Consider the following 26376-nt stretch of genomic DNA (forward strand, 5'->3'; position numbering starts at 1 on the left):
ATGATAAGCTATATAATTTCTATCTCACTTTCTTCAAACCAACCATATGCAAGAGCATTAGCTTTTACCGTTTCTGGATGATTAGTATATGCAACTATTGCAAGACTTTTTTCTGCCCGACTACAAGCGACATAAAATAATCGCCTTGTTCTATCAATACCTGTTTCTTTTCCCTCTTGTAAATTTTTTATATCAGTAGCTGAAAATCCTTTTGAACCAAATAATTTATCGTAACTAAACATAAATCCCTTTGCCTCCTCATCATCGATTATTACCATAACCCTCGGGAATTCTAAACCCTTTACTCCCTGATGTGTGGCAAATCTAGACTTCTCTGATAAGTATTCATTGTAATTAAATACTTGCGAGAAGGGTGTTTGAAGAGCAGCTTCCCAGGCTTCAATTATTTCAACCGAGCTTTGACTATTATCATCTATTTCTTCTTCATCTGTATCATCTCTGTCCTCCGATTCTTTTGAAACACTAATTTTTAAATCTCCCGGCAAGGAAAACAGATTTGTTTCTTTTATGACTTCAACTATATTCATTAGTAATGGGTCTGCTTCATCTTCCCATAATTTAAGTAATTTCTCTACGTGGTTGTTAATAGTTGAAATATACTCCAGTTGATTTTTTGTAGACTCTATTCTTTTTTTATCAAAAAGCGGGGAATTTAATTTTACTATTCTTGCTATTGCAAATTTGTCGTTTGTGTTATTAGCATCAACTAATGGCAATATTATTTTTCTAAAAATATTTAAAGCCGAAAGGGAGCCATCCAATAGACTCGTTTTCAATTTATCTGCATTGTACAATGGTTGAAATAAATCAAGAAACCCCATTCGCTTTGCTGCCATGTGGTGCTCTAAAATCAAGATTTTAACTTCATCGGCATTTAACCAGTTTTTGTCTTTTGATAAAACGGACATTTTTTCAGCAACTAATTCTTCCGCCGAAGTTTTGTCTTTATCTCTACTCGAAATAAATAATTTAACAACACCATCTGCTTTCTCAACTCTAGGTAACTGTTCTTGCTTATCTACGCCTTTACGAATATCATTTATGAGCTTTATTATTCTTTTATCAGAACGATGATTCATTTGTTTTGACGGAAGCAACCAATCTTTTGGCAGAGATAATCCCAAATTTGGCTGACCATCAGCATAGATTCGTTGCATGGTATCCCCAAATAATCCTAAAGAGAAAACAGCTTTCTTGTTATTTTGTAGAGAAAATAGTGCCTTAATTAGCTCTTTTTTAGTGTCCTGACTTTCATCCACTAATATTATTGGAAATCGAGCAACAATAATATCTTGCATCAACGGTTCATTTTCCATAAAATGTGCGGTTATACCAATTACTTCGGTATGATTTAGTGAATCTTTTTTGATATTATCGCCATTCGGGTTATATGTGAATTGTGTTATTTCTGGTAAGTTTTTTAAACGCCTTTCTTTTGATACAATTTTCTTTGCCCTTTGGATAGAGGTTTTGTTATTTAAATCTTTCGATTTAGTTTGGGCATCATTCAATTCTTCCAAATCCTCCTTTAATTGACCTTCTACATATATTTTAATATCAGAAGTAAGTGACTTTATTAATTCCCAAGCAAAACTATGTATGGTGCTTACATTAAAAATTGGATCGAATTTTAACCTTTGAGTTATTTCATCAGCTGCTGTGTTAGTATAGGTGATAATCGCTATTTTTTGACTTTTTAGAGCGAATCCATATCCAAAAGAGTCTTTAAATCTCATCAATGCTTGGACAAGGGATTTAGTTTTTCCAGAACCTGCTCCAGCGAACAAAAAAAAACTTTTTGGGTTGTGAGGATTTAAACATTCCGATATTTGAATATCAACAGAATCATCAATATTATTGTCTTTTAGCGAGGCACCCATATCTATTTTTGTAAATTTTGAAATCCAGTTTTTCTAGAAATAAGTTTTTCTTCAAGCCATTCTAGCCCCTCCTCAATATATTTTGGGGTACTTAAAACATTAGGCTCTTCAAAATAAAATAGTTCCAGAGCAAACTCCGCCTTTTTTGCTGCAGGGTTTGTTATTATGTCATACATCTTATCTGCTGATTTCTGAACCGTCTGTTCGTTTGTAGCATCAACCATTCTTTTAAGTAGACCTTTTGAATTAGTAAGCTTTCTAAATATTATTCTGTTTTCGAGTACTAATGAATCTTCAAATGTATATGGGTAAACTATGATTTTCTTTTTGTCATCTTCTAGTTCCACTGGAATTTGGTAGGCAACCTTAATAGGGTTATTATCGTCCTCTTTCTTTAGTGAATTCATTGATAGTAAGGCATCCAAATCTTTTTCTTTAGGTATCCAATTCGATAAAGTGGTGTTTCCTGTTTCAAATTGATTTTTGAGAACCGGTTGTACTTTATTTCGACTTAATTTCGGATTTATTGAATCTATATCTGTTATAATCAAAGTAATTAGCCCCAAGTTTTCAATTAAAGGTTTTAAGGTATGGGCGTGACTACCACCGATTTCTAAAATTGACAAGTAGCATTTATTCAATTGAGTATGATGCTTAATGAAATAGGGTATCAGCATTCTTTCCGCAGGACCTTCAACCATTATTGCTGCATCAGCAAAAAACAAATTACTATGAGTTGTCTTGAGGTATCTTTTAGCAAATCTTGTAGATTCATTATCCCCTCCAAACGTTTTAGAAAGATTGACGACAGATGACGTATTGATTGTGCTAGTATCAGTAATATTACGCTTAAAATAACGTAATGAAGTGAAATCAATTTCGTGCGCAACGTGATTAGAATGTGTACTTATTATTAATTGCGTTTCAAACTCCTTCTTTTCTTGTAGATTTTCATGTTTTCTTAACACTTTATAGGCTTCTCTTATAAAAACCTGCTGTACTTGTGCATGTAAATGAGCTTCTGGTTCTTCTATTAAAACCAAATGAATAGGTTGAAAAATCATCTCACTATCTGCTGGATTGAAACTTTTTCCTTTTTTCATCCACTTATCCCTAAAACTTATCAGTTTGAAAATCATTGAGATAAGATTTTGATATCCAAGTCCATTGTATTTTTCTGGTAAGGACAAATCAGAAATACCATCATTCATAGAATATTGCACAGCAGAATCGTGTTGAAGACTATTTGCTGTGTTTATCTCACTGCTTAACCTAATGCGCGGATTTCCGAAACCAGGGTAATTTAAATCTCCCAGTTCATCTAATGCATCAACAAAGCTGTCTTGAAGATTCTTATTGAAGGCCTCTTTAGCTTGATGAAGTTGTTTTAATGCATCTATATCAGCTTCGGTTGGATTTATACTTGGGTTAAGATGTTTTTCATAGTACCCACGCAATTGAGTTGATAAATTTTTTGAATTTCCACCTTCCCCAGAATCAGCATTAGCATCTGTAAATCCACGTTGAGCATTAATTATATCTACGTTAATAAGTTTGTCCAATACATCTCCTTGAATTGCAACATCTTTATCTGAGAGCAATTGAGGATGCTCGTGCTGTGTTGGGTCCAGAAGATATGTCTGAACTTTGAAGTGATTATTTAATTTCTTATCTAAAAAATCTCTTAAATTTTTTGGCCACAATTTGAAAGTAGATTCTTTATCTTTCTCCGTATCATAAATTTTTCGTGTATTATTAGTCACTTCTACAAATTCACTAAACAAAGCTTTCAAATCAGCAGGCTCATATCTTAATCGTACCCCCAAAATGCCTCCTTTCCAACCTAACGTAGGGATGATATGGCTAACGTGCTGTAATTCATTATTCTCAACTTTTAACCAAATATCGAGAGTGGGTATTTCAGAAACCCAAGAATTTAATGAAAATTCGATTTTTGCTAAATCTTTTTCATTAAGCCAATTATCTCCTATTTTGTTTATTTCAGCCCAATTGGAAAGCGTAAAATCTTTAAAGTCGAAATCTCTATTTTTTGTTAGAAATAATATCAAAGCATCCATAGCCGATGTTTTGCCACTATTGTTTGCCCCAACAAAAACCGTTTCTTTTGCCGAGACATCTATTCTACAATCCTTAAGTTTCCTGAAATTTTGAAGATGGAAAAACTTTATGTGCATATTGGATATTATTTATATTCTAATTACAAGCCTTATTTATTAATACCTTTTTTAACTATTCTCAACAATCTTAATCTCCTCCTCATTCAACCCATACAACTGATAAACCATCTGGTCAATTTCTTTCTCAGTTTTGGCAATTTGAGATTGAAGGTCCTGTGCTTTTTTCTTGTTCTCTTCAAAAAGTTCCATCCATTCGAACTCATCCTTTTTGGTCAACTCTGGAACAGGCGCCAAATCTTCTGCCGCTCTTAATTTATTGTTGGCTTTGATAGCTTTGATTAACTCCTTAATGAAATCACCGAAGGAGAGTTCGTGCCAAGATTGGAGTTTAGTTGAAAAATTTGAAATGTTGAATTTTTCACTCATATACTTTTTCAACTTTTCGTTGATATCAACAGATTTTTTAATCAATCTTTCAATATTTTCTGAAGCTGATAAAATATCGATATTCTGTTTTATGGGAATAGGGATTTGTTCTAAAAAACTATTTAGATATGAATAGTAACCCCCTTGCTTTTTAGTGCTAATCGAATGCAGAAAGAATTCAACTGCTTTACTATTAAGTATGGCAGTTAAGTAATAAATGTTAAATTTTTCCTGAACTAAACCAAAAACACCTGCACCGCCACATAAATAAGTAAAACCGTCATGGTCAATAGCAAATCTATTTTCTTTACTAATACCAGGAGTAAGAATTTTTTGAGATCGAAAGAGCTCTAACCTACCTTTTCGTATTAATTTGTACCAATCACCTGTTTCGGAGAGTAACTTTCGAGAATCCTTTCTTTTTCCTAATTCAATCCGGTGTTCCTTCAAATAAGCATAAGATTTTGGATAATTTAAGGCCAAATCATCTTCAGGTATCATCTTAGTCTCTCCGTTAATTAATCTGTAAGGATACAGTACAAAGTCGGTTTCATCACTTATATAAAAACGAGAAATATTCCTTCCCCTAACGACGGGTAATAAAATTTCTTTCTCTAGATCGAGTGCATCAACTTGTGACTTGTCAAAAATAAAAACCTTGTCCTTACCACTAGTTAGACCTGTGCAAGGATTAGCAAATGATTTAAGTTTTATTGAATTCTCCTCTAACTTATCTAAAACATTTTGATAATCTTTTGACCCGAAAACCCAGACATCATCATTTAACGAACTATGTGATATCGTCCTTTTTAATGAAAATAAAGAATCTTGGTTATGTTTTTCAAAAAGACTGGTTGCTCCTATCTCATGAATTTTGAAGTAGTCAAAATCAGATGGTTTTTGTTTTTGCAGCATTAATATCCCTGGATAAGTGGTTGCGCCATCAAAAACTCCTAAACCATCGAAATCTATAAATTCATTTATTCTATAATTTAGAAGCAATTCTCTAATTTTTCTTCCATACTCTGCATTTACAAATTGAATAGAAGTTATGAATGATAGTAGCCCGTTTTGTTTAATGATTTGGAACCCCAATTCAAAAAACATTAATGAGACATCTATTCGTTTGTGAGCCACCTCATATTTTTCTTTATAAAAATCTATTTCATCATATCTCAAATTTTGTACCCTAACATAAGGCGGATTCCCAATCACCACATCAAAACCACCTTTTTTAAAAACATGAGGAAATTCAGTCTCCCATTTGAATGCTTTATCTCCAGCTACTTTTCTATCATCAATTAAACTGTTCCCACATTTTACATTGCTGCTTAAGTCGTTCAGTTTTCTTCTTGGTTGGGCAGTACGTAACCAAAGGGAAAGTTTAGCTATTTCTACACTTTCCTCGTTCAGGTCAACCCCATATATATTATTTTCTAAAATGGTATTTTCTATGTCAGAGAATTGTAAACCACCACCTAAAATTTTGTTTTTCAATTCATCAATATAACTGTGTTCTTTAATTAGAAAATCTAATGCTTGGTTTAAAAATGCGCCAGAACCGCAGGCAGGATCACAAATAGTCAGTTGTAATAACCAATCACGATATTCATCTAGAATATTGACAAGATTGGCTATAGTTGTTTTATTTCGGTTTTTACGACCTTTGAAATATTCTTCTTCATGAAAGCTTAGCTCTATTTTCTTCTCTTCACATAGTTTGCCAATCGTATTTTCTACAATGTATTTGGTAATGTATTTTGGGGTATAAAAGACACCATCTTTCTTACGCTTGCTGGTTTGTTTATCAAACTCCCCACCTTCAATTTCTGAACTCACACTTTCAATCTCGTTGAGCGAGTTTTCGAAAATATGTCCCAGAATATTCACATCTACCTGACTTTCAAAATCGTAATTGGATAAGCTAAGGGTATATTTGAACAATAGATCACTATCAATTTCTACGGCATCAAGAATAGCATCTGGTTTAAACAAGCCACCATTGTAAGCATAAATTTCAGCACGGTTTTGGGTTCCTTTTCTTCCGGTATCTAAAAAGTTAAAATACTGTTTAAACAGATCATACAACGGACGGTCATCCCCGAAATCTTGATCATTTTTCCATTTTTTAAGGATTTGCAAGGTGGAATTAGATGGCAATAACATCCGGTCTTCAGCAAAAAATATAAACAGAAAACGGTCTATCAGTTTTTGTGATTTTTTAAACAAAGTGAGTTTCACATTCTTCTCTAATCGCGCAATGGCAAGCTGTTCATCTTCATCGATGTTGGTACTGAGCTTCGCCTTGACGGTTTTAGAATTGTTGCGCACCAAATCTCTAAACAGTTCACGTTTAAATACCGAATAATCTTTATAAAAAGCTTTGGTGATTTCTTCTTCCTCAGCAATAGATGCTTCCTTAATGTTGAGCGGAATATTGTTGAGTACTTTACTTTGGTGCAGACACAAATAAAGCAATTTAAAACGCTCAGGTGAAAGTGTAAACAAATCAAACTCTTCAAACTCAGTGGCATCGTTGATATAAAAACGTAGCTTTTCAAAATTTGATGTGATTACATAGATACATCCTTTTTGATTTGCTTTATAATCGAACGCTTGTCTACGGATGCTCTCTAGGTCCTTTGTATTGGTGCCTTTTAATTCAATAACTCCAATAGCACTTCCGTCTTTAAGAATTGCACCGTCTGCTTTGCGTGCATTCTTTTCGTTTTTAAACTCTGTAGTCAGGTTTGAATTAGGGTTAGGAAATAGGGTATAGCCTAATATATTAACGAATAATTCATTAAGAAATGTTGCTTGATATTGTTCTTCTTTTGCACTTTTGATATTTTCCTGTATCGTAGTGTTCCAGAAGTATTTTTGGTGCTTTTTATATGCTTTATCGACTGCTTCTTGATTAAGTAAAGCGAGATGTGATTTAAGTACGGATGTTTGAAATAATGCCATTAACTATTTAGGTGAGTTAGTATGCCTCTAAAATAGTAAAACTTAATGAGCATTAACACTTTAAACACCCATATGGTGTAAGTCTTTTATTTACAAAATTCAATTTTATTTACTACAATGCTTCCAACCATTATCCGTTTCTCTAAGTGTCACGGTTTTCAGGAATTCTCTAGGCACGATTTTGATGTGAATCTTTAAAAAATGTAGTATCATTAAAGCGAATAAATTTCACGTTAAACTTTATTTCGTAATCCTGTATTTTGTAGCTAAGAGGCTTCTAAAACAGCCATTAATCTATGGTTGAGATATAATTTCTCTTTGCCTACTTTTTCAGATATTAAAAACCCAGCTTCCTCTAAGGCTATTAGGTAATTACCAACCGTTTTGGGTGTTCCTAATTTGGCATCAATTAAAAATTGTCTTTTTGTATATGGCAATCTAAATAATATTTCCACAAGCTCTTTAGTATATACTTTTGGCAAGATTTCTTTAATTTCAGATGCCATCAATTGCATTAAATCGGTTACATCCTTTAAACGTTGCAATCCTTTTTTAGCGGTATACTCTACCATTTCAAGCATATACAATATCCACGATTCCCAAGCATTATTTTCGGTTACCTCACGTAGCTTGTTGTAATAGTCGGCTTTATTTTTTATAATATACTCACTTAAATAAATAGCAGGGGTATCCAGCAATTTTTCAAGTTTTAGGTAGAGCAGCAATAAAATACGCCCGGTTCTACCATTGCCATCACTAAAGGGGTGTATTGCTTCAAATTGATAATGCATTAAAGCCATTTTAATTAAAGGATCTATTGAATCTTCACCATTTATAAAGGTCTCAAGATTTGCTAATTTCTCCCTTATCACATTTTCACCTTCAGGAGGTGTGTAGATAGTTTCACCTTTTTCATTTTTTAATGCAGTTCCTGGCGTTGTTCTAATGCCTGCGGTATTCTTTTTAATACTTTGTACAATTTCAATGCACAAGTTGGTAGTTATAAATGGGCGTTTTTCTATGTCGCGTAATCCATTCCAAAGTGCTTCTTTATAGCTAATCACCTCTTTTGTTGCAGGGTTATCAAACTTTTTGTCAGCAACTATAGATTTGTACAAATCATCATTAGTAGTAATGATATTCTCTATTTCGGAACTCGCTTTTGCTTCTTGTAAATGTATGGTGTCCAAAAACAACGTTGGGTTGGGTAAATTGGTCAGCATACCATTTAGTTGTGCCAATGCCCTACTGGCATCAATGGTCTTACGCAACACCTTAGTAGTTTCCAAGGCTGCTTTTGGTGGCAATAATGGTAGGCTATTGTATGGCGTATCTCTATTAAATGCTGTCATTTTGAACAAGGGTAATAATTACTTACGTATGGTTAACAAGGGTAAATATAACGAAAATTTACCTTTGTTCGTGCTACAAGGGTAAAACTTACTCTTGTTCTTTATTAAGATTATTCTATTCTCGCCTTCTGAATTATCATTGCTATGATCTCCTATATCCAATTTCAACTCTTCAAGAAAGGTAAATTCCATTTCGCTTAGAATAATCCGTAAGCTCGTCCTTAAACCCATTAAAGACTTCTTCCTCGTTATAATGGCTACCTCCTAAAAGGGAACTGAAAGCAAAGGCACTCCTACGTAAAATAGTTGCCTGTTGTGAGTTCAACTTTTGTTTGGATACATCAAGTAACTGTTCCCGTAATCCTTTTTCCAAGTGGTACTCCATTATGTCCTTATCCAAATTTGGACGTAATTTATCATAGACCATCATAAAAGAAGCTTTCCTGTATAATCCTTTTTCTATTAAACAAGAAAGCCATAAGTTTTTGAACTCTCCCCTACCCTTGTCCGTAATGTTGGATATGGTTTTGGATTGATCGTTCAACACCGTATCCAAATTCTTGATCGACTTAATATATGCCTGATTTTTTGATCCTAACGGACTACTGACCCCTTGATTGGAGTATATTGAGCTGATATAAATTTCATCCTCTCTTTGCTCGAAATAAAACCCTTTGGCGTTGAACAGTTGTATATAATCTCTTGGAGATTTTTCATAAGACAAATGGATTCCTTCCGCATTACGGAGGTATGCCTTTAAGCTATATTCTTCAAATTTCTTTCGATAGTCCGGAGCCATTGAGCTATAAATTTGGGGCAGTAGCATGGGAAGGAAAAAAGCGGTAGCGCCTAAATCCGTACCCTTGGCGCCCTGTACTTCCGTTAACAGTTGCAATACCCTTTCATTTTGATTGATACTCCCAAAGGATATGTAGGCCTCATTCTCATTTGGAATTTGATAATTGTCAAGGAGCATCTTAACGGAATGTACATTGGAGTTGCTATAGGAAATCTTTCCATTATCATATTTGAGGCCCAGGCCCTGTAACAAATGAAATAGAATACTTTTGTTTCCAGAAACATCGAATACATTGGCTTCCATTGCCGTTTTTAAAATTGAAGCCCTGTTTTTCAGCGTTTTAAGTTCTTTGTTCGCTTCCGATATGCCCAATCCAGTACGCGTGTTTTCAAATTCCTTTTGTACCAAATTCAACAACGGACTTTCTCCATTCTTGGTCGAATAATGGTTTAGAAAAGAATATTGTTCCGAACTCGCTATATAAGGCAACACCTCTTTAAAGCTTTTGATCATTACAAATTCCGAGAACAATGTAGCACGTTTATTAGCATCCAAGTAGGATTTATAAAAGGCGTTTTTTATTAGTTTTTGTATTTCAAGATTAAATTGTTTGCCATCAACTGCGATACTTGTTTTCTCATTTTCGGAATTGGTTAGCTGTGGATGGTTTGCGAGTTTTATTTTCGAACTTATCTCCGAAGCCCTCAATATAAATCCTGATTTGTCATAGATAATGATATCCTTTGGTTGCTCTTTCTTTCCATAAGGCAATTCACAATCCAGATTTTGGTACGATTTTAGTACATCCGGCAGATTTTCATAGTGTATGCTCTCAAACAGTTTAAATGTGGTCAATATTTGCTTTTCCAAACGCTTTTGTACCATAGGCAATAGTTTGGAACGCTTGTTCCGCTCAAAGACCTTTTGCAATTTTGGACCGCTAAGTTGAGGATGTACGGTAGAACCGTTGATATATCTTGAGCTGTAACCATCCTCTACTTCTATGCCAAACGATACGCCTATCCTACTATTATGGTCCACTGTCCTTAATTGGATGTGGTACGGTCTTAGTAGTTCGGACAGTTCTTTGAAGCTTCGCACCTTGTACTTCTGCAAGGTGTTGTTTATGATATCCTGGATATAGAACCTTACACCGCTGATGTCTTCGTTCTTGAATTGGGGGATTCGATATATCGGAAGCTCCTTGCCTTGTCGTGTGTCTGGTGATGGAGAAAGACCGAACTGCTTTTCCAGGTATTTCTGGGTGGCCACGTTCCTTCTGAAATCGTTAGACAAGTTTATCTGCAGACAATCCTCCTTGATAGTGGTCGAGACGATATGGACATGCTCGTGCTTGGTATCGTGATGGCGGACCACCATATAAGGCTGCTCCCCATATCCCATGTGATTCATATATGCCTTGGAGAGTTCGAAAAAGACCTTGTCTTCCAATTGTTCACCACGGGGAAGATTAAGGGTGGCATGTACGTACCGTTTTTCGGAATCGTGCCGATTGCCGAGATAATAGAGGACCCTTCCGAAAAATTTAGTATTGGTATCGGTATCCGAATAGGTGTTCTGGAAGCCGAGTATGGTGTTATTGGCCTTGCCCAAAACATAGTCCAATACTCCCTGCACATTGTTCCGATAAAGTATCCTTGCTATCATATTTAATCTTTGGTGTTTATAGTTTCTATCAATTCGATTATCAGTTTGTTGGCCTTATGCATCTCTCGATCCAAGTTAGAATTTGGGCTTCTCAGGTTCTTGTAGCTCGCCACTTTGACCAGTTGATTGATGTTGGCGCCTATTTTGTTCAATTGGTAACCGAGGTTCGAAATACTGTCTGGAATCCGTTTCTCTTTTATCGTTTCCTTGTTAAGGATAAGCTTTCTTAAGAAAGGTCCAACAGTTCCCCTTTTCCGATAATCAAGATTATAGGACTGCAGAATGGTCTTTATCTTTTCCAATTCTGTACCATTAAAATAGAGCGTTATGGCATGCTCCCTTTTCTTGCTCCCCAAACGTTTTCTCCCGATTTTATTGATTGCCATTTTCTGCCTCGATTTATATCATCTTCCTGCCGCCTAAAGCAGGGTTTTCACTTCGTAAGAAGTAGGCGTTTTAAGATGTTTAAAACATAACTTGCTATCCGTCAAAAACGGATAATTATATATAAATATAGCAATTCACAATTGAATATAACAAACTAATAATCAGTATTTTAACTCATTAAACCATATCAAACCACATGCTATCAAATGGGTACAAATAAACAACCCATCTGGTCTAATATTAAAATAATATCGATCAAATAAATCATAGAAATAATCTGTTTTTTTATAGGAAGGGAGAAGAAAGCTCAAGCGGCCTTTTTGCCGTTTGTGCTTTTGCGCGGTCCCGAGGAGGTCGAGGAAAACAGGAGCGGAAAGACATCCCGAGTGGACCGGCGAAGCATGTCCGCATGGGAGGGATTGGAGCGAAAGGTTTGCTTGACTTCCGCAGGGATTTGGAATTATACCGAAACTACCATTCTACTAAATCCCATCCATTCAGAAACTGAATAACGGAATAGACAAAATTGACGTAAAAAAAAGGAAAACCAATACCCTATTAAGTTGTACAAAATTGTAATTTACTACTCTTCACAATTGGATAAAACCCAAAAATTCCGCATCAAAAATCAAAGTATAAGACCATATGGAACATCCCATTGTACCTACTTGTTTTAATATGGTATTATGTGGTCTTACCACAAAATATTTACTCTAATTTACTGTATATTAAATAATTATATACATATATTTAAATATAAATATAGGTGCATATTCAAATATATTTATAGGTACATATGTCCCTAAATCTACATTCATATTCCAAGATATGAATGGAACGGTATAATAATAATATATGTATTATGGAAACAAAAATAATTAGTATCGTAGGTGAAAAAGGGGGGATCGGAAAAACAACTTTAAACCTAATCCTTGCCTCCAATCTTCATTATGCAAAAGGGAAAAAGGTGGTGCTCCTTGACGGGGACAATCCACAGTATTCAATCTATAAAAAAAGACAGCGTGAACTTAATCTTTTGGAGGCTTCAGAAATCAAGGAATTAGAGCTTTACCCCATCGAACGGGTAACAGTGGAATCTCTCCAAGAAACTATTATGAAATATTACGGTCTAATAGATTACATCATTCTAGATCTACCGGGAAGTCTCAACATAGAAATGGTAAGGGGTCTTTTATATGTCGAGCATATTTTCATCCCCTTTAGCCACGACGAACTGGAGATAGACAGCACCTCTAATTTCTATTTTACCTTAAAGAACAACTTTCTGGACAATGAGGAGCGCGTACTCAAAAGTGTCAACTTATTTTTCAACAAATATAAATTGGTAAGAAAAAACAAGTTTTCACTACTCCGCCAACAATTCGAACAAGCCGGTATCCCCATGATGCAAAGTGTGGTCAAGGACAGGACTATTTACAAGGAACAATATCGGAACACGCTCTACCCTATTCCAGAAAACAAGGAAGACGGCGAGTTGGATATCAAAAGATTCTTCGAAGAAGTAGAACAGTTATCAAATTAATAAACTAGATTTCAATGGGAAAACAGAAAAAAATCACCACTCTTGATCTGCTCCAACAAATGGCTAACAAGAACCAGGAGACAACAAGCACCCTAGAACAGCTCAAACTAGATCGTTTGAGTCAAAAACAACAAACCACTTCCGTAAACGTTAGAAAGGAAGATGCTATCAACAAGTGGGAGGAAAATCAGAAACCTAAGGAAGAGGGTCATTCTGGAAATAATCTTAATATCGGAAAACAATTGGATGTGTTATTGCAAATCGATAAATTGAAAAATAAAAAGGAAACCTTTTTTATGACCATCAACAGCGATTGTGCAATCAAATACGAAAAACTGGCAATGGGTATCTCCTATAAAATGGGCGTCAAGACCTCGAGGAACGATTTGATACGAAAGGTATTACTCGATTTTACGAACAAGAATTACGAAAAATTGATTGCGCTCATTGAGCAAAAATAAAACTGAATGTTGAGCACTTACTGGTACATATTGTTCGGGCTTGCCCTTGTTTGGTACGGGTATGTCATATGGGTGCTACTATCCAAAAAAAGTACAAAATCAAAAAAACATTCTAAAAAACTTGATTATTTGCGTTTAAATACTAAATTTGTATATAAATCAAATGATGGTAAAGCCGATTTAGACGCTGTACTCAACCAGATAACCGAAGTGGAAGACACTTCAAAACTTTTGGAAGCTTTTAGAGAGGGTTCATTTGAAGATAATTCAAATTCCTTAACTCGCAAAAAGCATGAGAAACTCAAAGTCATCCGCAACGAGGATACGGCCGATAAGATACCGCCGAAATCCGAAACTTGAACCCTTCCTTCTTTTTTTGATTCTGGTATCCATATCCCTGTGCTCCTATGGTCAATTCGACCAATTGCTTGAGGAAGCCCAAAATTTCAAGAACGATTCGAAGAGCCTTTCCAGAGAAATTGTAGATATAATTAAGGTTATTGCAGGTGTGGCCATTGCCATAACAGGTCTGACCTATCTCTATATTCGGGATCAGCAGACGGACCTGGCCAATAAATTGGGTAAGATTATTATTGGCATCGCCATATTTTTTGCGTTGATAGCCATAGGTGAGGAAATTGCTAACATTTAAATTTCCCGTACTATGGAAAATTGCCACATTCCTATAAAGAAAGGGCTGCAAAAAGAGGTGTATTACAAAGGCCTCAATGCAAAGTACATTTTTTACTGCATTTACCTTGGTACAGCAGCAATCATAATCGGCCTTGTCCTATCCGTATTCATATCCATGTTCTTGGCCATGCTGATTACTGGCATAGCAATAGTCATCGTATTCTTGATCCTGCTGTTTTACTCTAGGACCTACGGCGCCAATGGTTTCATAAAAAAACTGGCCGATGCTTCCAAACCCGATTCCATCAAAATAACCAATGACTTCAAAAATCTATTGCTATGGGAAAACAGGTAACACTTTGGGATGCATTCCCCATTTACGGATACGAGAGGAAGGCCTTAATATCAAAGGAAAAGGGATGTTTGACCATTCCATTACAACTTATCCTCCCAGAGGTGTTCACCTTGGATGCTAGAGATTATGAAATCCTCCATGAACTTTTTTTGAACATCATAAATATATTAGGACCAAATAGACTCTTACATAGGCAAGATTTCTTCCTCCAGGAAAACTATACCCCAATTTCAGAAAGATTGCAGGGCGATATGATGGAAAGGGCGAATGAAAAACATTTTATGAGTCGCCCCTATTTAGTTGGAACTCATTATTTATACATCAGTGTGGTCCCAGAAAATTATATCAACTACAGTTCCAAACGGGTGAACTCCTTTTTGGACAAAACCCGAAGTTTTTATTTGACCCAAACCATTCCAGAAGAATTTATTCATAGTAGTATACTATCAGATTTTGAAGGTCAGGTACAGAACGTGAACAATCTGATCAATTCTTCCGGGCTTATAGAATCTACTATTCTAGATTACGACGACTTGTTTTCCCAAAATGGGCTCTATGCCAAATACTTTGGCCTTACGGAAAACAATGCAAATTTGGTGGATGTTGATTTTGACAATAATACCATTCATATTGGAAACAAACAAGGACAGTTTTTTACTCTGGAAAACCTAGACCAGTTTAGTAAGGATCATATCAGCACTCATGAGTTATATGGAAAATTCACTACCCGACAAAACCGGTTTCCAATAGGCAATCTCTTTTCATTAGGTTTCAAGGTCCCTCATGAACATATTATCAATCAATACATCTACATTCCTAATCAAGAAAAAGTCCTATTAGGATTGCGGAACAAAGCCAAAAGCTTTCAACGTTTCGGTAGTGGTAAAAAGGATGACAGCAATGCCATCTATGCGGATCAGATCTATGATTATACCAAAGATATACTAGAAAATCATAAGGAAACTGTTTTTTACCATCTCAATGTTTTTGGTTTTGAGGAAACATGGAATCGGCAAAGGCAAATGGAAAACTCCATTACTGGCGCATTCAAAAAACTAAAGATAAATGCGAAGCAAAACACCATAGACCGAAAGAACCTATTCTTTGCTGGGGTAGCCGGAAACGCCATTGGAATATCTTCTGATATGTATATGCCTGTGCCAAGTGATATGGCTTCGGCCCTACTCTATTTTGAGGGTGGTTATAAGGATGCTACCAGGGCCGTTGATGGGTTGAAATTGGTGGACCGTGTTTCTGGCCAACCAATTTCAGTTTCTGTGTACAGGGAACCGGAAAAAAAAGATTGGATATTCAATCGGGGAATGCTGGTCGCCTCTGGATCAGGCGGTGGTAAATCTTATCTGGCCAATCATTATTTTGCTTCCGAACTAAGGCAGGGTGCAGAAGTCGTAATTATGGAGGATGGCAACTCATACGATCGACTTACTGAGTTATTTGGTGGAGTCACCCTGCAACACCACGATGAAAACCCGTTTACCTTCAATCCTTTTCTATTGGACAAACATGATTCTCAAGAAAGCTACATCAAACTCAAAACTTTAACGGAAGGCAAGCTGATTTACCTTGTAACCCTTCTAAAATTGATTATTGGGCACGATGGAAATATAGGCAGATTGGAAATAACAAATACTGTTCTAGAATTTTTGGTAACCGACTATTACCAATGGATGTGGAATAACGGAAACAACAATTTTAAGTTCGACACTTTTTTCGAATACTGTAAATGTCACATTGTAACATATATTAAAACTAAAAGAATCCCAAAGGAAAAGTTCGATCCCAATGTATTTATGTTCCTGCTGGAGAAATACTATGCCAATGGTTCAAGAGGAAACTTACTGAACAAACTAGACGACCGGATTTCCAGTTTAAGCGATGAGAAGATTATTTATTTCAAATTAGGTAAACTGATTGACAACGAGCTGCTTTTTCCTATTACCGCTCTAATGATTATGGAAATCTTCAACAAAAAGATGCACGACCCCTCAAAATTATCCATAAATAAAATATTGGCGGTGGATGAAGCCTGGAAAGCTCTGGTTAAACCAGAATTGGTACATTACTTTAACAGCCAGTCCAGGATGGCTCGAAAGATGGGTGGCCAACCGATCTTTATTTCCCAAAAAGTTGATGATTTCATCTCTTCTGAAATCATCAAAAATGCCATAGTCGTCAATTCACATATAAAGGTGTTTTTGGATATGCGTGACTTTGTACAATCCTTTGATAAAATACAGTCCCTAATGGGATTAGGTGAAAAACAGAAACAACTCATTCTGTCTCTCAATAAAGATCTACCAAAAGACAGGAAATTTCGCGAGGTCGCATTTTGTTGGATGGACAAGGTAAAGGTGTATGGCGTAGAAACCTCTTTGGAAGAAAAATGCATCTATGAGACCAACCCCATTGAGAGTGAAAAGATCAAACGACTACACGATAGAAATCATAAAAACTGGGAATTAACAGCAAAGGCGTACGCTTTTGACAATACTCCAAAAAACTAAATAGAAAATGAAACTAACTCCTATAATTCTAAGTCTATTGGTACCCTTGGGACTCTTTGCCCAGATTCCAGTTACAGATGTTGCCACCAATGCAAGCGTTGGTGTGGTAAACAGTCAGCTTATAAACATCAACGTTCAACTAAAAGCAGTAAATAATAGCCTGTCTCATCTCATCAAATTAATGGAGAAAAATAATAATGATACTTCAAAGTCTAGAAAAATTCTAAAGGAGGAGCTTGAAGCCAAGAAACAGGCTCCAAAGTATGTGACCCTATCGACGGATGTAAATTTGACCATGGACTTAAAATCTAAAATTATCGAAGCGTATCGAACCTCCAAACAAACCGTCCAAGTATTGGAATACTTAGATAGAAAGGAAACCAATGATTTTATTGGCCATGCGGTCAATGCTATTTTGGATACTAAAAATTTATATAAACAATGTAATGATATTCTAAATACTAAAGCCATCATTTTACCAGAAGAACGATTAAAAAAGGTCAATGACATCAACCGTCAACTGGAAACCATTTTAGACAATCTGATAGCCTATAATCATAAACTTTTTCAAATCAATTCCCTACGAAAAGCACGAGGCACATTAATCAATATGAATAAAGACTAATCTTGCTATGAATAATACAGACAAAGGAATACGGGAAACGGTCAATGAACTTTTTGACCAATACATTTTAGATGCCTACGAAGTGGTAGACCCTATGATAGAAATCGGTCAAGTTTTCGCGTGCATAGGTATTTGTTTAGTGGGTCTTCTTGTTTTTCTGAACAAGGATAAGCGAGCTGATATTTTCGAACATCTCAGATGGGTTCCATTGGCTTTTGTCCTATTTAATTATCGAGCACTAACTAGGACGATTCTTGAGTTCTACCAAGGAATTGGAATGTCGCTAAGGGCAAACGATATTTCATGGGATGTTCTCCATATCAAAATACTTGTGGCCCAGACGAAATCTATGGTAGATTATGGTGTATCCTACCTGCTTCTACAAGGTGATCCAGAGGCTTTACAAGCCCTCATTCTCGGTGCTATTACTTCTGGGGTTACAGCAATTGCATCTGTCATATCCGCAGTCGTATTCGTGGGAATAAAAGCGATGTCTGTAATCTATTTGTTCGTGCTGATAATATTCGGGCCATTAAATATAGGATTGTCATTCATTCCTATATTTTCCGGAATGTGGAAGGCATGGCTACAAAAATTCATGAGTGTCTGCCTATGGATTCCTATGCTCTATCTCATAGATAACTTTATGCTCCACGTGTTGGATAAATTAATAGACTCATTACTGTCTGAAGGAGATGCGAATCTAGGTTTAGTGCTCACTAGCGGTTTGTTGATGCTGATGAACGTCTTTGTTTATCTAAAAGCTCCGACGTTAGCCAATTTCATTGTACAGGGAATGAACGTCAGTGCCAATCAATTAAAAGAGCAGACCAAACACTATGTCAAAAAAGCAGCACAAACAACGGTTGATGCAAAGACTGGAGGAGCTACAAAAGGGGTAAGAACCTTAATACAATAATCGGTTTAACGATGAAATTTGATTTTAAACGATAGCAAATAACCAGATGGACGGTAATTATAAGATTTTCAACGATTTAAGTAAGATTGGTAGCAGAAGTAATAAGGTGCTATATGTATCTTTAATTCTCACGTTCGTATCCACTGTCCTCAATATCTTTTATACCTACAAAACGAACGAGAGCGCTAAAAACAATTTCTATCTGCTCGATAACGGCCAAAAGCTGGCTGCCGTCAGGATCAAAGACTACAGGCGAGCGGTAGACATTTTATGTGAAGGACATATTGTTAATTTCCATGAACTGTTTTTTGCGTTGGAACCTGATTTACGCCATATCAAAAGAAATATTGAAGGTAAGGCGCTATATATGGCCGATCACTCGGTACAACGGCTGTATAATCGATTAATCGATCAAAACTATTACGAGGATATCGCTAAAAGTGGCTATTCCATCGAAATAGAAAAAGATTCGATTTTTGTGGATTATTCCGAATATCCATTTCCGTTTCGATTCTTTGGAAAGCAAAGAATATTAAAGAGTGGAAATGCGGAATATCGAAACATGATTACGAAAGGGTACTTGGTTGAGACCAGCTCTACTCCAAATAATCTGAATGGATTAAAAATTATAAAGTTTGACGTTCTGCACAATCAAGATTTATAATAACCAACCGATGAACTACAAAATTGAAAAATTTAATCTCTGGATAAAACGACATAGGCTGTTTGCATTCTCTGCCCCTATTATCCTATTATTGGCTGTGTTCTTTGTGATGACTAGTACCAGTACAATGAGTATAGACAAACAATACAGTATTCCAGAAGATGCGTACAACAATACTTTGCCGGATCACAACAAACAACTCGATGTTGCTAAACCTAACGATATCTATAAGAAGTCCCTCAAAGATTCACTAGATCAATTGCGGTCAAAAGGCCTCTTCAAAAGCATATTAGAAACAACAAAGGAAAATGATTCACTAGAACGTATTTTGGAGGAACTCAATAACTTTTCTTTGAGCGAAAAGGAAAACAATGACACTACAAGAACCAAAACTATATCATATTCCGAGTCCAATAATTCCAAAACCACAGCGACTCAAGAAAAACTAGAATATAGAAACTTATTGATACAGGCAAGGGATCAACGTCAAGCCCGCAGTCAGGATTACTCCGCACCTTACACGGAACCTTCAACTACCACCAACAGCGACCCAATATCATTTGATGCAGCTATTTACCGTGATCAGTTTATCTTACCAGGTAACAGGGTCACCCTGATCTTGAAAGATGATATCCACTTTAAGGGTAGACGGTTCTCAAAGAATACATTTGTTTTTGCCACCGCCAACGTACAGGGATCAAGGGTATTGTTAGAGATAACCAATATAGATAATACAGCAATGGCTTTGACCGCAATCGATCAGGAAGATGGCATGATCGGACTGCATAATGAGCGTGCAGGACAATTATTGCAGGAGTTCAAAGCCGACATTCAACAACAAGGTGTAAAGGAATTATCGGAAGCTGTCGGAGAAGCTATAGAAATACCATTGGCACAAAATCTACTGCGTTCATTTGGAAACTTTTTCCATAAGAAAAAATACAAACAGAGAGACAAGATTCTTTTGGTAAATGGAGACCGTGTATTTCTAACACAAAAAAAACCATAATAATTATGAAGGCACTATTACTCCTATCGGCCATATTAACTGTGTACTCATTGAGTGGCCAAACATTCAGTGATACGTTGCAGATATCAAAGGATTTTAAGACGATTCTGATATTTCCTGAAAACATTTCGGAAAGCAGTATTGGCAACGATTTTGGTTTTATTGTGGACTTACCAAAACCGGAAGGGGGCAAATATAGTGGCAGGATACTGAAATTGTATTACGATGAACTCGCCGTCGAAAATGAAAATGTAACCAACTATTTGGTCATTACCGATTCTGGAAACGTGTACGATTTCATATTAGAACTAGTTGCGGTTCCCCAAAAAACGACCTGGTATATCACTCAGGAAATGGCCGTTGCCAACATTGGGGGTAAACCAATGGATAAAAGTAATGAAGATGTACTTCAGAAAATCAGAACTGAGGAACAGTATAATAAAATCACAAAAAAAGACTCCATATCCTACGCAAGTAGACTTTCTAAAACAAAAACTGATGTATCCAAAGATAGCGCCACCAAAGAGCTGTACCAATCCGACCCCTTCGAATATTATCGACTTCGGTGTTATTACATGCAATTTGACAAGGCTAAAATCAGTCGTTATTTCTCTAGGTTGGACAATGTTTTCTTGTGGTTAAAAGGTGTTTATTATAATGAGGACGAGCTTTATTTTCAGTATCGGATAGAAAACAAAGAAGGCCTTGATATGGACATCAATTTCATAAAGCATCAAATTGCAACCAACTATAAAAATAGTAGTAGTAATCAAAAGATGGAACTGAATCCAGTTTTTGTATACAAACAACCTAAAACCGTCGCAGGAAAAAGTGAGAACCATTTCGTAGTGGTTTTTAAAAAATTTGCTCTGGATGAGAAAAAAGAGGTCGTAGTGGAATTGGATGAGGAATCTGGCAATCGCAATTTCTCATTAAGCATAGGCCATGAAATTATTAATAACCCCATACACTTTTAAAAATGAGGAACACTATAACAATTTTAGCTCTTTTTATTACCTCATTGGGAAACTCACAAAGTAACAATTACGCTTCGTCGGTTGGTCTAAGCGGGGGTTATGCCGAGGATGGTTACGGTATAATGGCCACGCTCAATTACCATGTGAACCGAGATCGATATGTACAATTGAGCATTTTTGCTGCCATTGCTGAGGATAAGGGTTCGTTCGATATTCCTTATAACATATTCACTGTACAGCCTGGATACTTCCTGAAAATTTGGGAGCAAAAAAATTTTAAACGGTATGCAGTAAATATTGGTGGTGGTGGTGTTTTCGGATACGAAATTATCAATAACGGAAATAATATTTTAACCAATGGCGCAATTTTAGATGCCAAAAGCAAATTTATATATGGATTATTTCTAGGCATAGAAGGGGAGATAACATTAAGCAATGATTTTTCCCTATTGATAAAGGCCAACGAATATTATCATAGTAACAGCGATGTAGGTCAGTTCTATCCCTATGCTGGAATAGGGCTAAGGTATTTTATATTTTAAATCATTTGAAAATGAAAAATTTAAATAATCGAACATTATATCCCATAGCTACAGTGTTTTTTATATTCATCCTAATTTTCGCATGTAGCAAGGAATTTGAAGATATTATTCTGGATAGTTTTGAGTTCAGCTTTACAGGGGAACATAATGAGGAAAGCTTTATTTTTGAAAATAACCGTACATCATTCACTTTAACTCCCGAGAAGGAAATAACTACTGTAGACTATTTTGTAAAATATTCACCGAGCAATATCAAAGGCTACTTTCTGTCCATGGAAGGCGATACTATCAGAGCCAATGACACGTTGCAAGTAAAAGATCGACATTGGAACTACAATTATGTCGCTATTGATACCGGGCAGCATAAAATAAGGTTTATGGCGTGGGATTCGAACGCCAACAAAAAGGAACTTGTACTAGTATACAATGCCAAATACGCCAGTTTTAGCTTTTTGCTCAACAAAGGGTTGAATGAGTTTATCATTAATTCTAAAAATCCAGTTAATGTCACACTGTTACGGGACAAGGAAACGGAAGATCCAAACAATAAAAGCGAATTTGAAATTACCTATCAAATAGAAAATGGAACGGGAAAACTGTATTTGGGAGATAAAATTTTTGATGCCGGAAAACCATTTTCTTTGCCTAAAGGAATTTCTGAACTAAGTTATCTTCCGGAAACCTTGGGAATACATAAACTAATTATCACGGCCAAAGCTCCCGATGGCGCTAAATTAACCGAAGAATTATTACTCTCAGTGTTGAATCTTAATTTTACGATAAATACAACGGCAGCTTCTTCACAGGTAGAACTCGACACAAATTTAGCGATTGCGATAGACCTTAAAACCCAAGATGAGGAATCTGACGTTGAATACGAAATCACACATTCCTTTTCTTCTACAAGCATTGGAGGTGGCACCGTTCGAGATCAAAATGGTGGAGTCATGGAACCTGGGCAATATAGAAATATTATTCCCAATTCTTATAATTATACCTTTACCAGTACCGACTTGGGAAAACGAAAAATATATTTTACAATTCGTGATTCCAATGCACAAACTAAAAGGGATAGTGTTGAAATTGAAGTCGCCAATATTCCTTTTACCTTTTCAGGAAATTCAGAAAGTAATTCAGTGTATATTCAGGAGCGGACCCAATTCAATTTCAACATAAAATCAAATGGAAACACTGAAAATATAACATATAAAATTTCGTTCCAGATTTTAGAAGGGAATGGAAGGATAACTGGGGTAAATGGTAATGTTTTGCAGAACTCTAAGGAGTATGGTGTTGAACTGGGTAATTTTTCATTGTTCTATTTTCCAGAGAGCTTAGGCTCTCACCTGGTTTCATTTTTAGTAACCGACAATTATGGTCAAGAGATTGGGCCTGTCTTAATAGATTTGGAAACCAAACAGAACGATTTCACGGTCAATATTACTCCTTCTAAAACTTCCGAATTTGTCAATATTCCCGTAAATACTATTATCGATATCAATGAAATACCTGAAGGAACTAACGATACCTATGAAGCATTTTATTCGTCAGGGAAAAATAGTTCGCTGCGTGTAAACGGAACTGAATATGGTCCAGGAGAAAAATTCCAGTTAAGTCCGAATAACAACAATGTCGTTTATTTAGGATCCGAAGCAGGGCAACACAACATTGTTTTTAGTGTGGAATCAAGTGCAAATATCACCCATACTGCCAGCACCACCATCGGTTACAATCAAATCGATTTTCTATTTACAGGAGGAAGTCAAAAATCGGATATTTCAGTTGGGGAAATTACATCGCTAAACTTCAATATTTCCGAAAGTGTAGGTTCTTCCGATTATACGATGCGATACAGTATGAATGGCAATGCACTAATCAAAAATGAAAATGGAATCGAAGTTAGTGCGGGTAATATCTATGATGTTCCAAAAGGAAATTTCAATTGGAGTTTAGAGGGAACGGACGAAAGTAATATCAAATTTACCTTCTATGTCCAGAACGATACAGGACTGGAGAAAACGGTTGTTATTTCAGTTAATGTTGCTCCCAAAAACTATAATTTCACAGCGAATGCCACACAATCACAGGCTTATACAGGAGAAATCGTCGATACTAATTTCAATATTACAGAATTAGGCATTGGTGGCGATACCTATGTAATGTATTTTTCATCAGGAAGCAATAACGGTAGCTTTGAATACCAAGGCAATTCCTATGCGGCAGGAAAAAGTTTTAACGTTCCTGTTGGCTCCTTCCAAGGAAGGTATACTGGAATATCTGAATCCAACCATAATATTGAATTTACGGTCAGATCATCTTCTGAAGTCGAAAAAACAGCAAATGTCAATATCGATTTTGAAAAGTATGAAGAATTTTTTGATCTTACGGTCAGCCAATCGTCTCAAGACAAATTTGAGGATCAACCCTTTCTATTGAATGTGGTTACAAATTCCACTTCTGGACACGATCCATCTGTTCGGTACGAAATGACTTTTGAATTTGCCAGTATGAATGGTGGTTATATAATCCATCGGGAAAGGATATATAGGGAGGGGGAGGTTATCCCCGTGGAATACGGATCTGTTGCAATGCAGTTTTATCCCCAAATCGACGATAGTTTTACCATTAATTTTCGTGCCGAAAATTCAACTGGCATATCACAAACGACCAGTGAATCGATAATAATGTTTAAGAAGCCGACTGTAGCTGTTAAGGGTGAGAAACACAATATAAGTTGTGGAGGTCTTAATGGTTGTGATTATGTAGTACGGATATACACCTGCTTTGCTGCCAATTGTTCCGAAGCTTATAATGGTGCAACGATACAGCAAGTAGAGGTTCGTATTTACAACAGAGAAGCTAGAAGGTGGGATACAATGCTGTTCAATTACAATGATGCAAAGGGAGGCGGTGTTGAACGCTATTTTGAGCTAGAAGAAGAGCCAAAGGAGAGTAAACTAAGATATCAAGACCAACCTTATCAAGTTAGGGTTATAGATTCTAATGGACAATGGAGTGAAAAGGCTACAGGAAATATCATACGAATTTAAGTTTTTTTCTTGTTGCTAACTTTTCTTAAATGTGATTGTCACTATAACATTCTCATTCCCCAAAGTATCGTTTGTTTCAACTATCATCTTACTCCTAGTAAGATCAATGATTCGCATCTCATTTCTAATGACAAATCGAATAATCGAATTATCTATTAGCTCATAACTATCTTCTTCAATAGTTGAAAAAGGGTCTTGATCATCACATGACAACCCATTTTCGTTGATAGCGTATCCTCCATTTTCCCCTACCCCCCTTTCAGTGAAAAAAGTAAGGTTGTCTTTTATGCATTGCCTAATTTCTTGGGTATTGAACAAGTCTATATTTACCGTTCCATCACCATTAATATCTACTGCCCTATCGGTCATTATCGCTTGATATTCCCATTGGCCCAGTAGGGCTTGGTGTCTATCTGAATCTGAAATGGTATTGTCATCTTTACTACACGAAAAAAACAGTAAAATTGGAATAATGAGAGAAATATTGTTATAAATTTTCATAACCACCTGTTTTAGAGCTTTATATAAATATAAACATTCTAATTAACAATACTGTAAACCTAAAAAAATAATACCTATAGCTGAGGATAAATAAATGCAAGGAGGGCCTTTGTAAGCCCTTTTTGCGTTTATGTGCGGTTCCGAGGGGGTTGAAAATCCCTAGTCGAAATGTCCTCAAAAAGTAGGTAGACGAAAGTCGTTCGTTCGATTATGCGTAGACGGAAAGGATTTTTAACTTCCGCAGGAATAAGGGCAATAAAAAACCAACTGAATTTTATACTAAAGAGTCTATTATGGATTCTAATATTTTTATAAGGCGTATAATATCAAATTACTTTAAACAGATTGGTTTAACCCTTTTCCATTGTCATCTTGAGTACCAATGTTCTCTCTACTCTTTCCATCTAAAGTTTGAAGATTATCTTTGCTATACATAATTTCATTAGTGTATTCTGCCATTCCTGCCTGCATAGCATTCATATGATTATCATCCGAATTTACATCCTTGAACATTGGAGAGGTTAAGTTCAACTCCTTGGCCAAATCATAACCAAGATTGAATCCCTGTAAATAATCTGTATCAATTTTTGTTTCTTTCTTCATATCTCAAAATGTTTCGCGTGCATGTTTTTCAATATATTCATTGATAGAATCCCTGTCATAAAGAATAATTTTCTTCTGAGGTTGTGAAAACCTAATTTTGCCTTCATCCCTCAATTTCTGCAATGTAGTAGTGGATTTTATGTTTAGCAGTACCATCGCTTCTTCAGCATCTATCCATTTGGCTGGTTTATTTTTTCGCTTAGATTCCATATGTTCAACTACCTTATCAAACAAGGCGTAAAAAGCTTCTTCCTGTAGACATACTACTTGCATTGAATTTGTTTTAAGCGTTGGACCATTGATCGTTATTATAGCGGATACTTCAGCTACC

General features: G+C 35.9%; 22 protein-coding genes. 13 read left to right on the forward strand and 9 right to left on the reverse strand.

The annotated features are described in order from the left end of the window. Positions 1–8: 8 nt before the first annotated feature. The 6 genes from KCTC52924_RS17135 to KCTC52924_RS17160 form a co-directional block, all read right to left on the reverse strand. Positions 9–1901 carry an ATP-dependent helicase gene (locus KCTC52924_RS17135; protein WP_251805981.1) on the reverse strand — a complete coding sequence of 631 codons (1893 nt, stop codon included), beginning with the start codon at positions 1899–1901 and terminating at the stop codon, positions 9–11. Between the two features lie 2 nt (positions 1902–1903). Then, on the reverse strand, positions 1904–4096 hold the full coding sequence (locus tag KCTC52924_RS17140; protein ID WP_251805982.1) for an ATP-dependent endonuclease: 2193 nt from the start codon (positions 4094–4096) through the stop codon (positions 1904–1906). Positions 4097–4147: 51 nt separating this feature from the next. Continuing rightward, entirely contained in the window at positions 4148–7432 is a 3285-nt protein-coding gene (locus tag KCTC52924_RS17145; RefSeq protein WP_251805983.1) for an Eco57I restriction-modification methylase domain-containing protein, read from the reverse strand. A gap of 266 nt (positions 7433–7698) precedes the next feature. Continuing rightward, positions 7699–8784: a Fic family protein gene (locus KCTC52924_RS17150; RefSeq protein ID WP_251805984.1), complete on the reverse strand. Its 1086-nt coding sequence runs from the start codon at positions 8782–8784 to the stop codon at positions 7699–7701. A 172-nt stretch (positions 8785–8956) separates the two neighbouring features. Next, on the reverse strand, positions 8957–11251 hold the full coding sequence (locus tag KCTC52924_RS17155) for a relaxase/mobilization nuclease domain-containing protein (protein ID WP_251805985.1): 2295 nt from the start codon (positions 11249–11251) through the stop codon (positions 8957–8959). A 2-nt stretch (positions 11252–11253) separates the two neighbouring features. Beyond that, positions 11254–11637, reverse strand: a complete 384-nt coding sequence (locus KCTC52924_RS17160) for a hypothetical protein (RefSeq protein WP_251805986.1) — start codon at positions 11635–11637, stop codon at positions 11254–11256. A gap of 863 nt (positions 11638–12500) precedes the next feature. On the opposite strand from KCTC52924_RS17160, the gene KCTC52924_RS17165 reads away from it, so the two are divergent. The 13 genes from KCTC52924_RS17165 to KCTC52924_RS17225 are packed head-to-tail and all read left to right on the forward strand — an operon-like array spanning position 12501 to position 24941. Beyond that, entirely contained in the window at positions 12501–13181 is a 681-nt protein-coding gene (locus KCTC52924_RS17165; RefSeq protein ID WP_251805987.1) for a ParA family protein, read from the forward strand. Between the two features lie 14 nt (positions 13182–13195). After that, positions 13196–13642 (forward strand): hypothetical protein, encoded by a 447-nt coding sequence (locus tag KCTC52924_RS17170; RefSeq protein WP_251805988.1) that lies wholly within the window; start codon positions 13196–13198, stop codon positions 13640–13642. A gap of 6 nt (positions 13643–13648) precedes the next feature. Beyond that, on the forward strand, positions 13649–14002 hold the full coding sequence (locus tag KCTC52924_RS17175; RefSeq protein WP_251805989.1) for a hypothetical protein: 354 nt from the start codon (positions 13649–13651) through the stop codon (positions 14000–14002). Positions 14003–14018: 16 nt separating this feature from the next. Continuing rightward, positions 14019–14294, forward strand: coding sequence for a hypothetical protein (locus KCTC52924_RS17180; protein ID WP_251805990.1), 276 nt, complete (start codon positions 14019–14021; stop codon positions 14292–14294). A 12-nt stretch (positions 14295–14306) separates the two neighbouring features. Beyond that, positions 14307–14630 carry a DUF4133 domain-containing protein gene (locus tag KCTC52924_RS17185; RefSeq protein WP_251805991.1) on the forward strand — a complete coding sequence of 108 codons (324 nt, stop codon included), beginning with the start codon at positions 14307–14309 and terminating at the stop codon, positions 14628–14630. Further along, the gene (locus tag KCTC52924_RS17190) at positions 14615–17155 is read left to right on the forward strand and encodes a TraG family conjugative transposon ATPase (protein ID WP_251805992.1); all 2541 of its coding nucleotides are present in this window, start codon (positions 14615–14617) and stop codon (positions 17153–17155) included. The genes KCTC52924_RS17185 and KCTC52924_RS17190 overlap by 16 nt, the downstream gene beginning before the upstream one ends. A 7-nt stretch (positions 17156–17162) precedes the next feature. Beyond that, positions 17163–17780, forward strand: a complete 618-nt coding sequence (locus tag KCTC52924_RS17195) for a hypothetical protein (protein ID WP_251805993.1) — start codon at positions 17163–17165, stop codon at positions 17778–17780. A 7-nt stretch (positions 17781–17787) separates the two neighbouring features. Continuing rightward, positions 17788–18699, forward strand: a complete 912-nt coding sequence (locus tag KCTC52924_RS17200) for a type IV secretion system protein (RefSeq protein WP_370671481.1) — start codon at positions 17788–17790, stop codon at positions 18697–18699. A gap of 46 nt (positions 18700–18745) precedes the next feature. Beyond that, positions 18746–19363 carry a hypothetical protein gene (locus tag KCTC52924_RS17205; protein WP_251805994.1) on the forward strand — a complete coding sequence of 206 codons (618 nt, stop codon included), beginning with the start codon at positions 18746–18748 and terminating at the stop codon, positions 19361–19363. A gap of 10 nt (positions 19364–19373) precedes the next feature. Continuing rightward, complete coding sequence (gene traM, locus KCTC52924_RS17210; protein ID WP_251805995.1) at positions 19374–20372, forward strand: conjugative transposon protein TraM; 999 nt, start codon at positions 19374–19376, stop codon at positions 20370–20372. A gap of 5 nt (positions 20373–20377) precedes the next feature. Then, positions 20378–21349: a DUF4138 domain-containing protein gene (locus tag KCTC52924_RS17215; protein ID WP_251805996.1), complete on the forward strand. Its 972-nt coding sequence runs from the start codon at positions 20378–20380 to the stop codon at positions 21347–21349. Positions 21350–21351: 2 nt separating this feature from the next. Then, the gene (locus KCTC52924_RS17220) at positions 21352–21891 is read left to right on the forward strand and encodes a conjugal transfer protein TraO (RefSeq protein ID WP_251805997.1); all 540 of its coding nucleotides are present in this window, start codon (positions 21352–21354) and stop codon (positions 21889–21891) included. 11 nt (positions 21892–21902) lie between these two features. Then, positions 21903–24941 (forward strand): TraQ conjugal transfer family protein, encoded by a 3039-nt coding sequence (locus tag KCTC52924_RS17225; protein WP_251805998.1) that lies wholly within the window; start codon positions 21903–21905, stop codon positions 24939–24941. A gap of 15 nt (positions 24942–24956) precedes the next feature. On the opposite strand, the gene KCTC52924_RS17230 is transcribed toward KCTC52924_RS17225, so the two are convergent. The 3 genes from KCTC52924_RS17230 to KCTC52924_RS17240 all read right to left on the reverse strand — a co-directional run bounded on the left by KCTC52924_RS17230 (position 24957) and on the right by KCTC52924_RS17240 (position 26318). After that, entirely contained in the window at positions 24957–25442 is a 486-nt protein-coding gene (locus KCTC52924_RS17230) for a hypothetical protein (RefSeq protein ID WP_251805999.1), read from the reverse strand. A gap of 336 nt (positions 25443–25778) precedes the next feature. Beyond that, a complete protein-coding gene (locus KCTC52924_RS17235) occupies positions 25779–26045 on the reverse strand; it encodes a hypothetical protein (RefSeq protein WP_251806000.1) in 267 nt (88 codons plus the stop codon). A 3-nt stretch (positions 26046–26048) separates the two neighbouring features. Beyond that, complete coding sequence (locus KCTC52924_RS17240; protein WP_251806001.1) at positions 26049–26318, reverse strand: helix-turn-helix domain-containing protein; 270 nt, start codon at positions 26316–26318, stop codon at positions 26049–26051. Between the last annotated feature and the right edge of the window lie 58 nt (positions 26319–26376).

Source organism: Arenibacter antarcticus, from assembly GCF_041320605.1.
GTDB lineage: Bacteria > Bacteroidota > Bacteroidia > Flavobacteriales > Flavobacteriaceae > Arenibacter > Arenibacter antarcticus.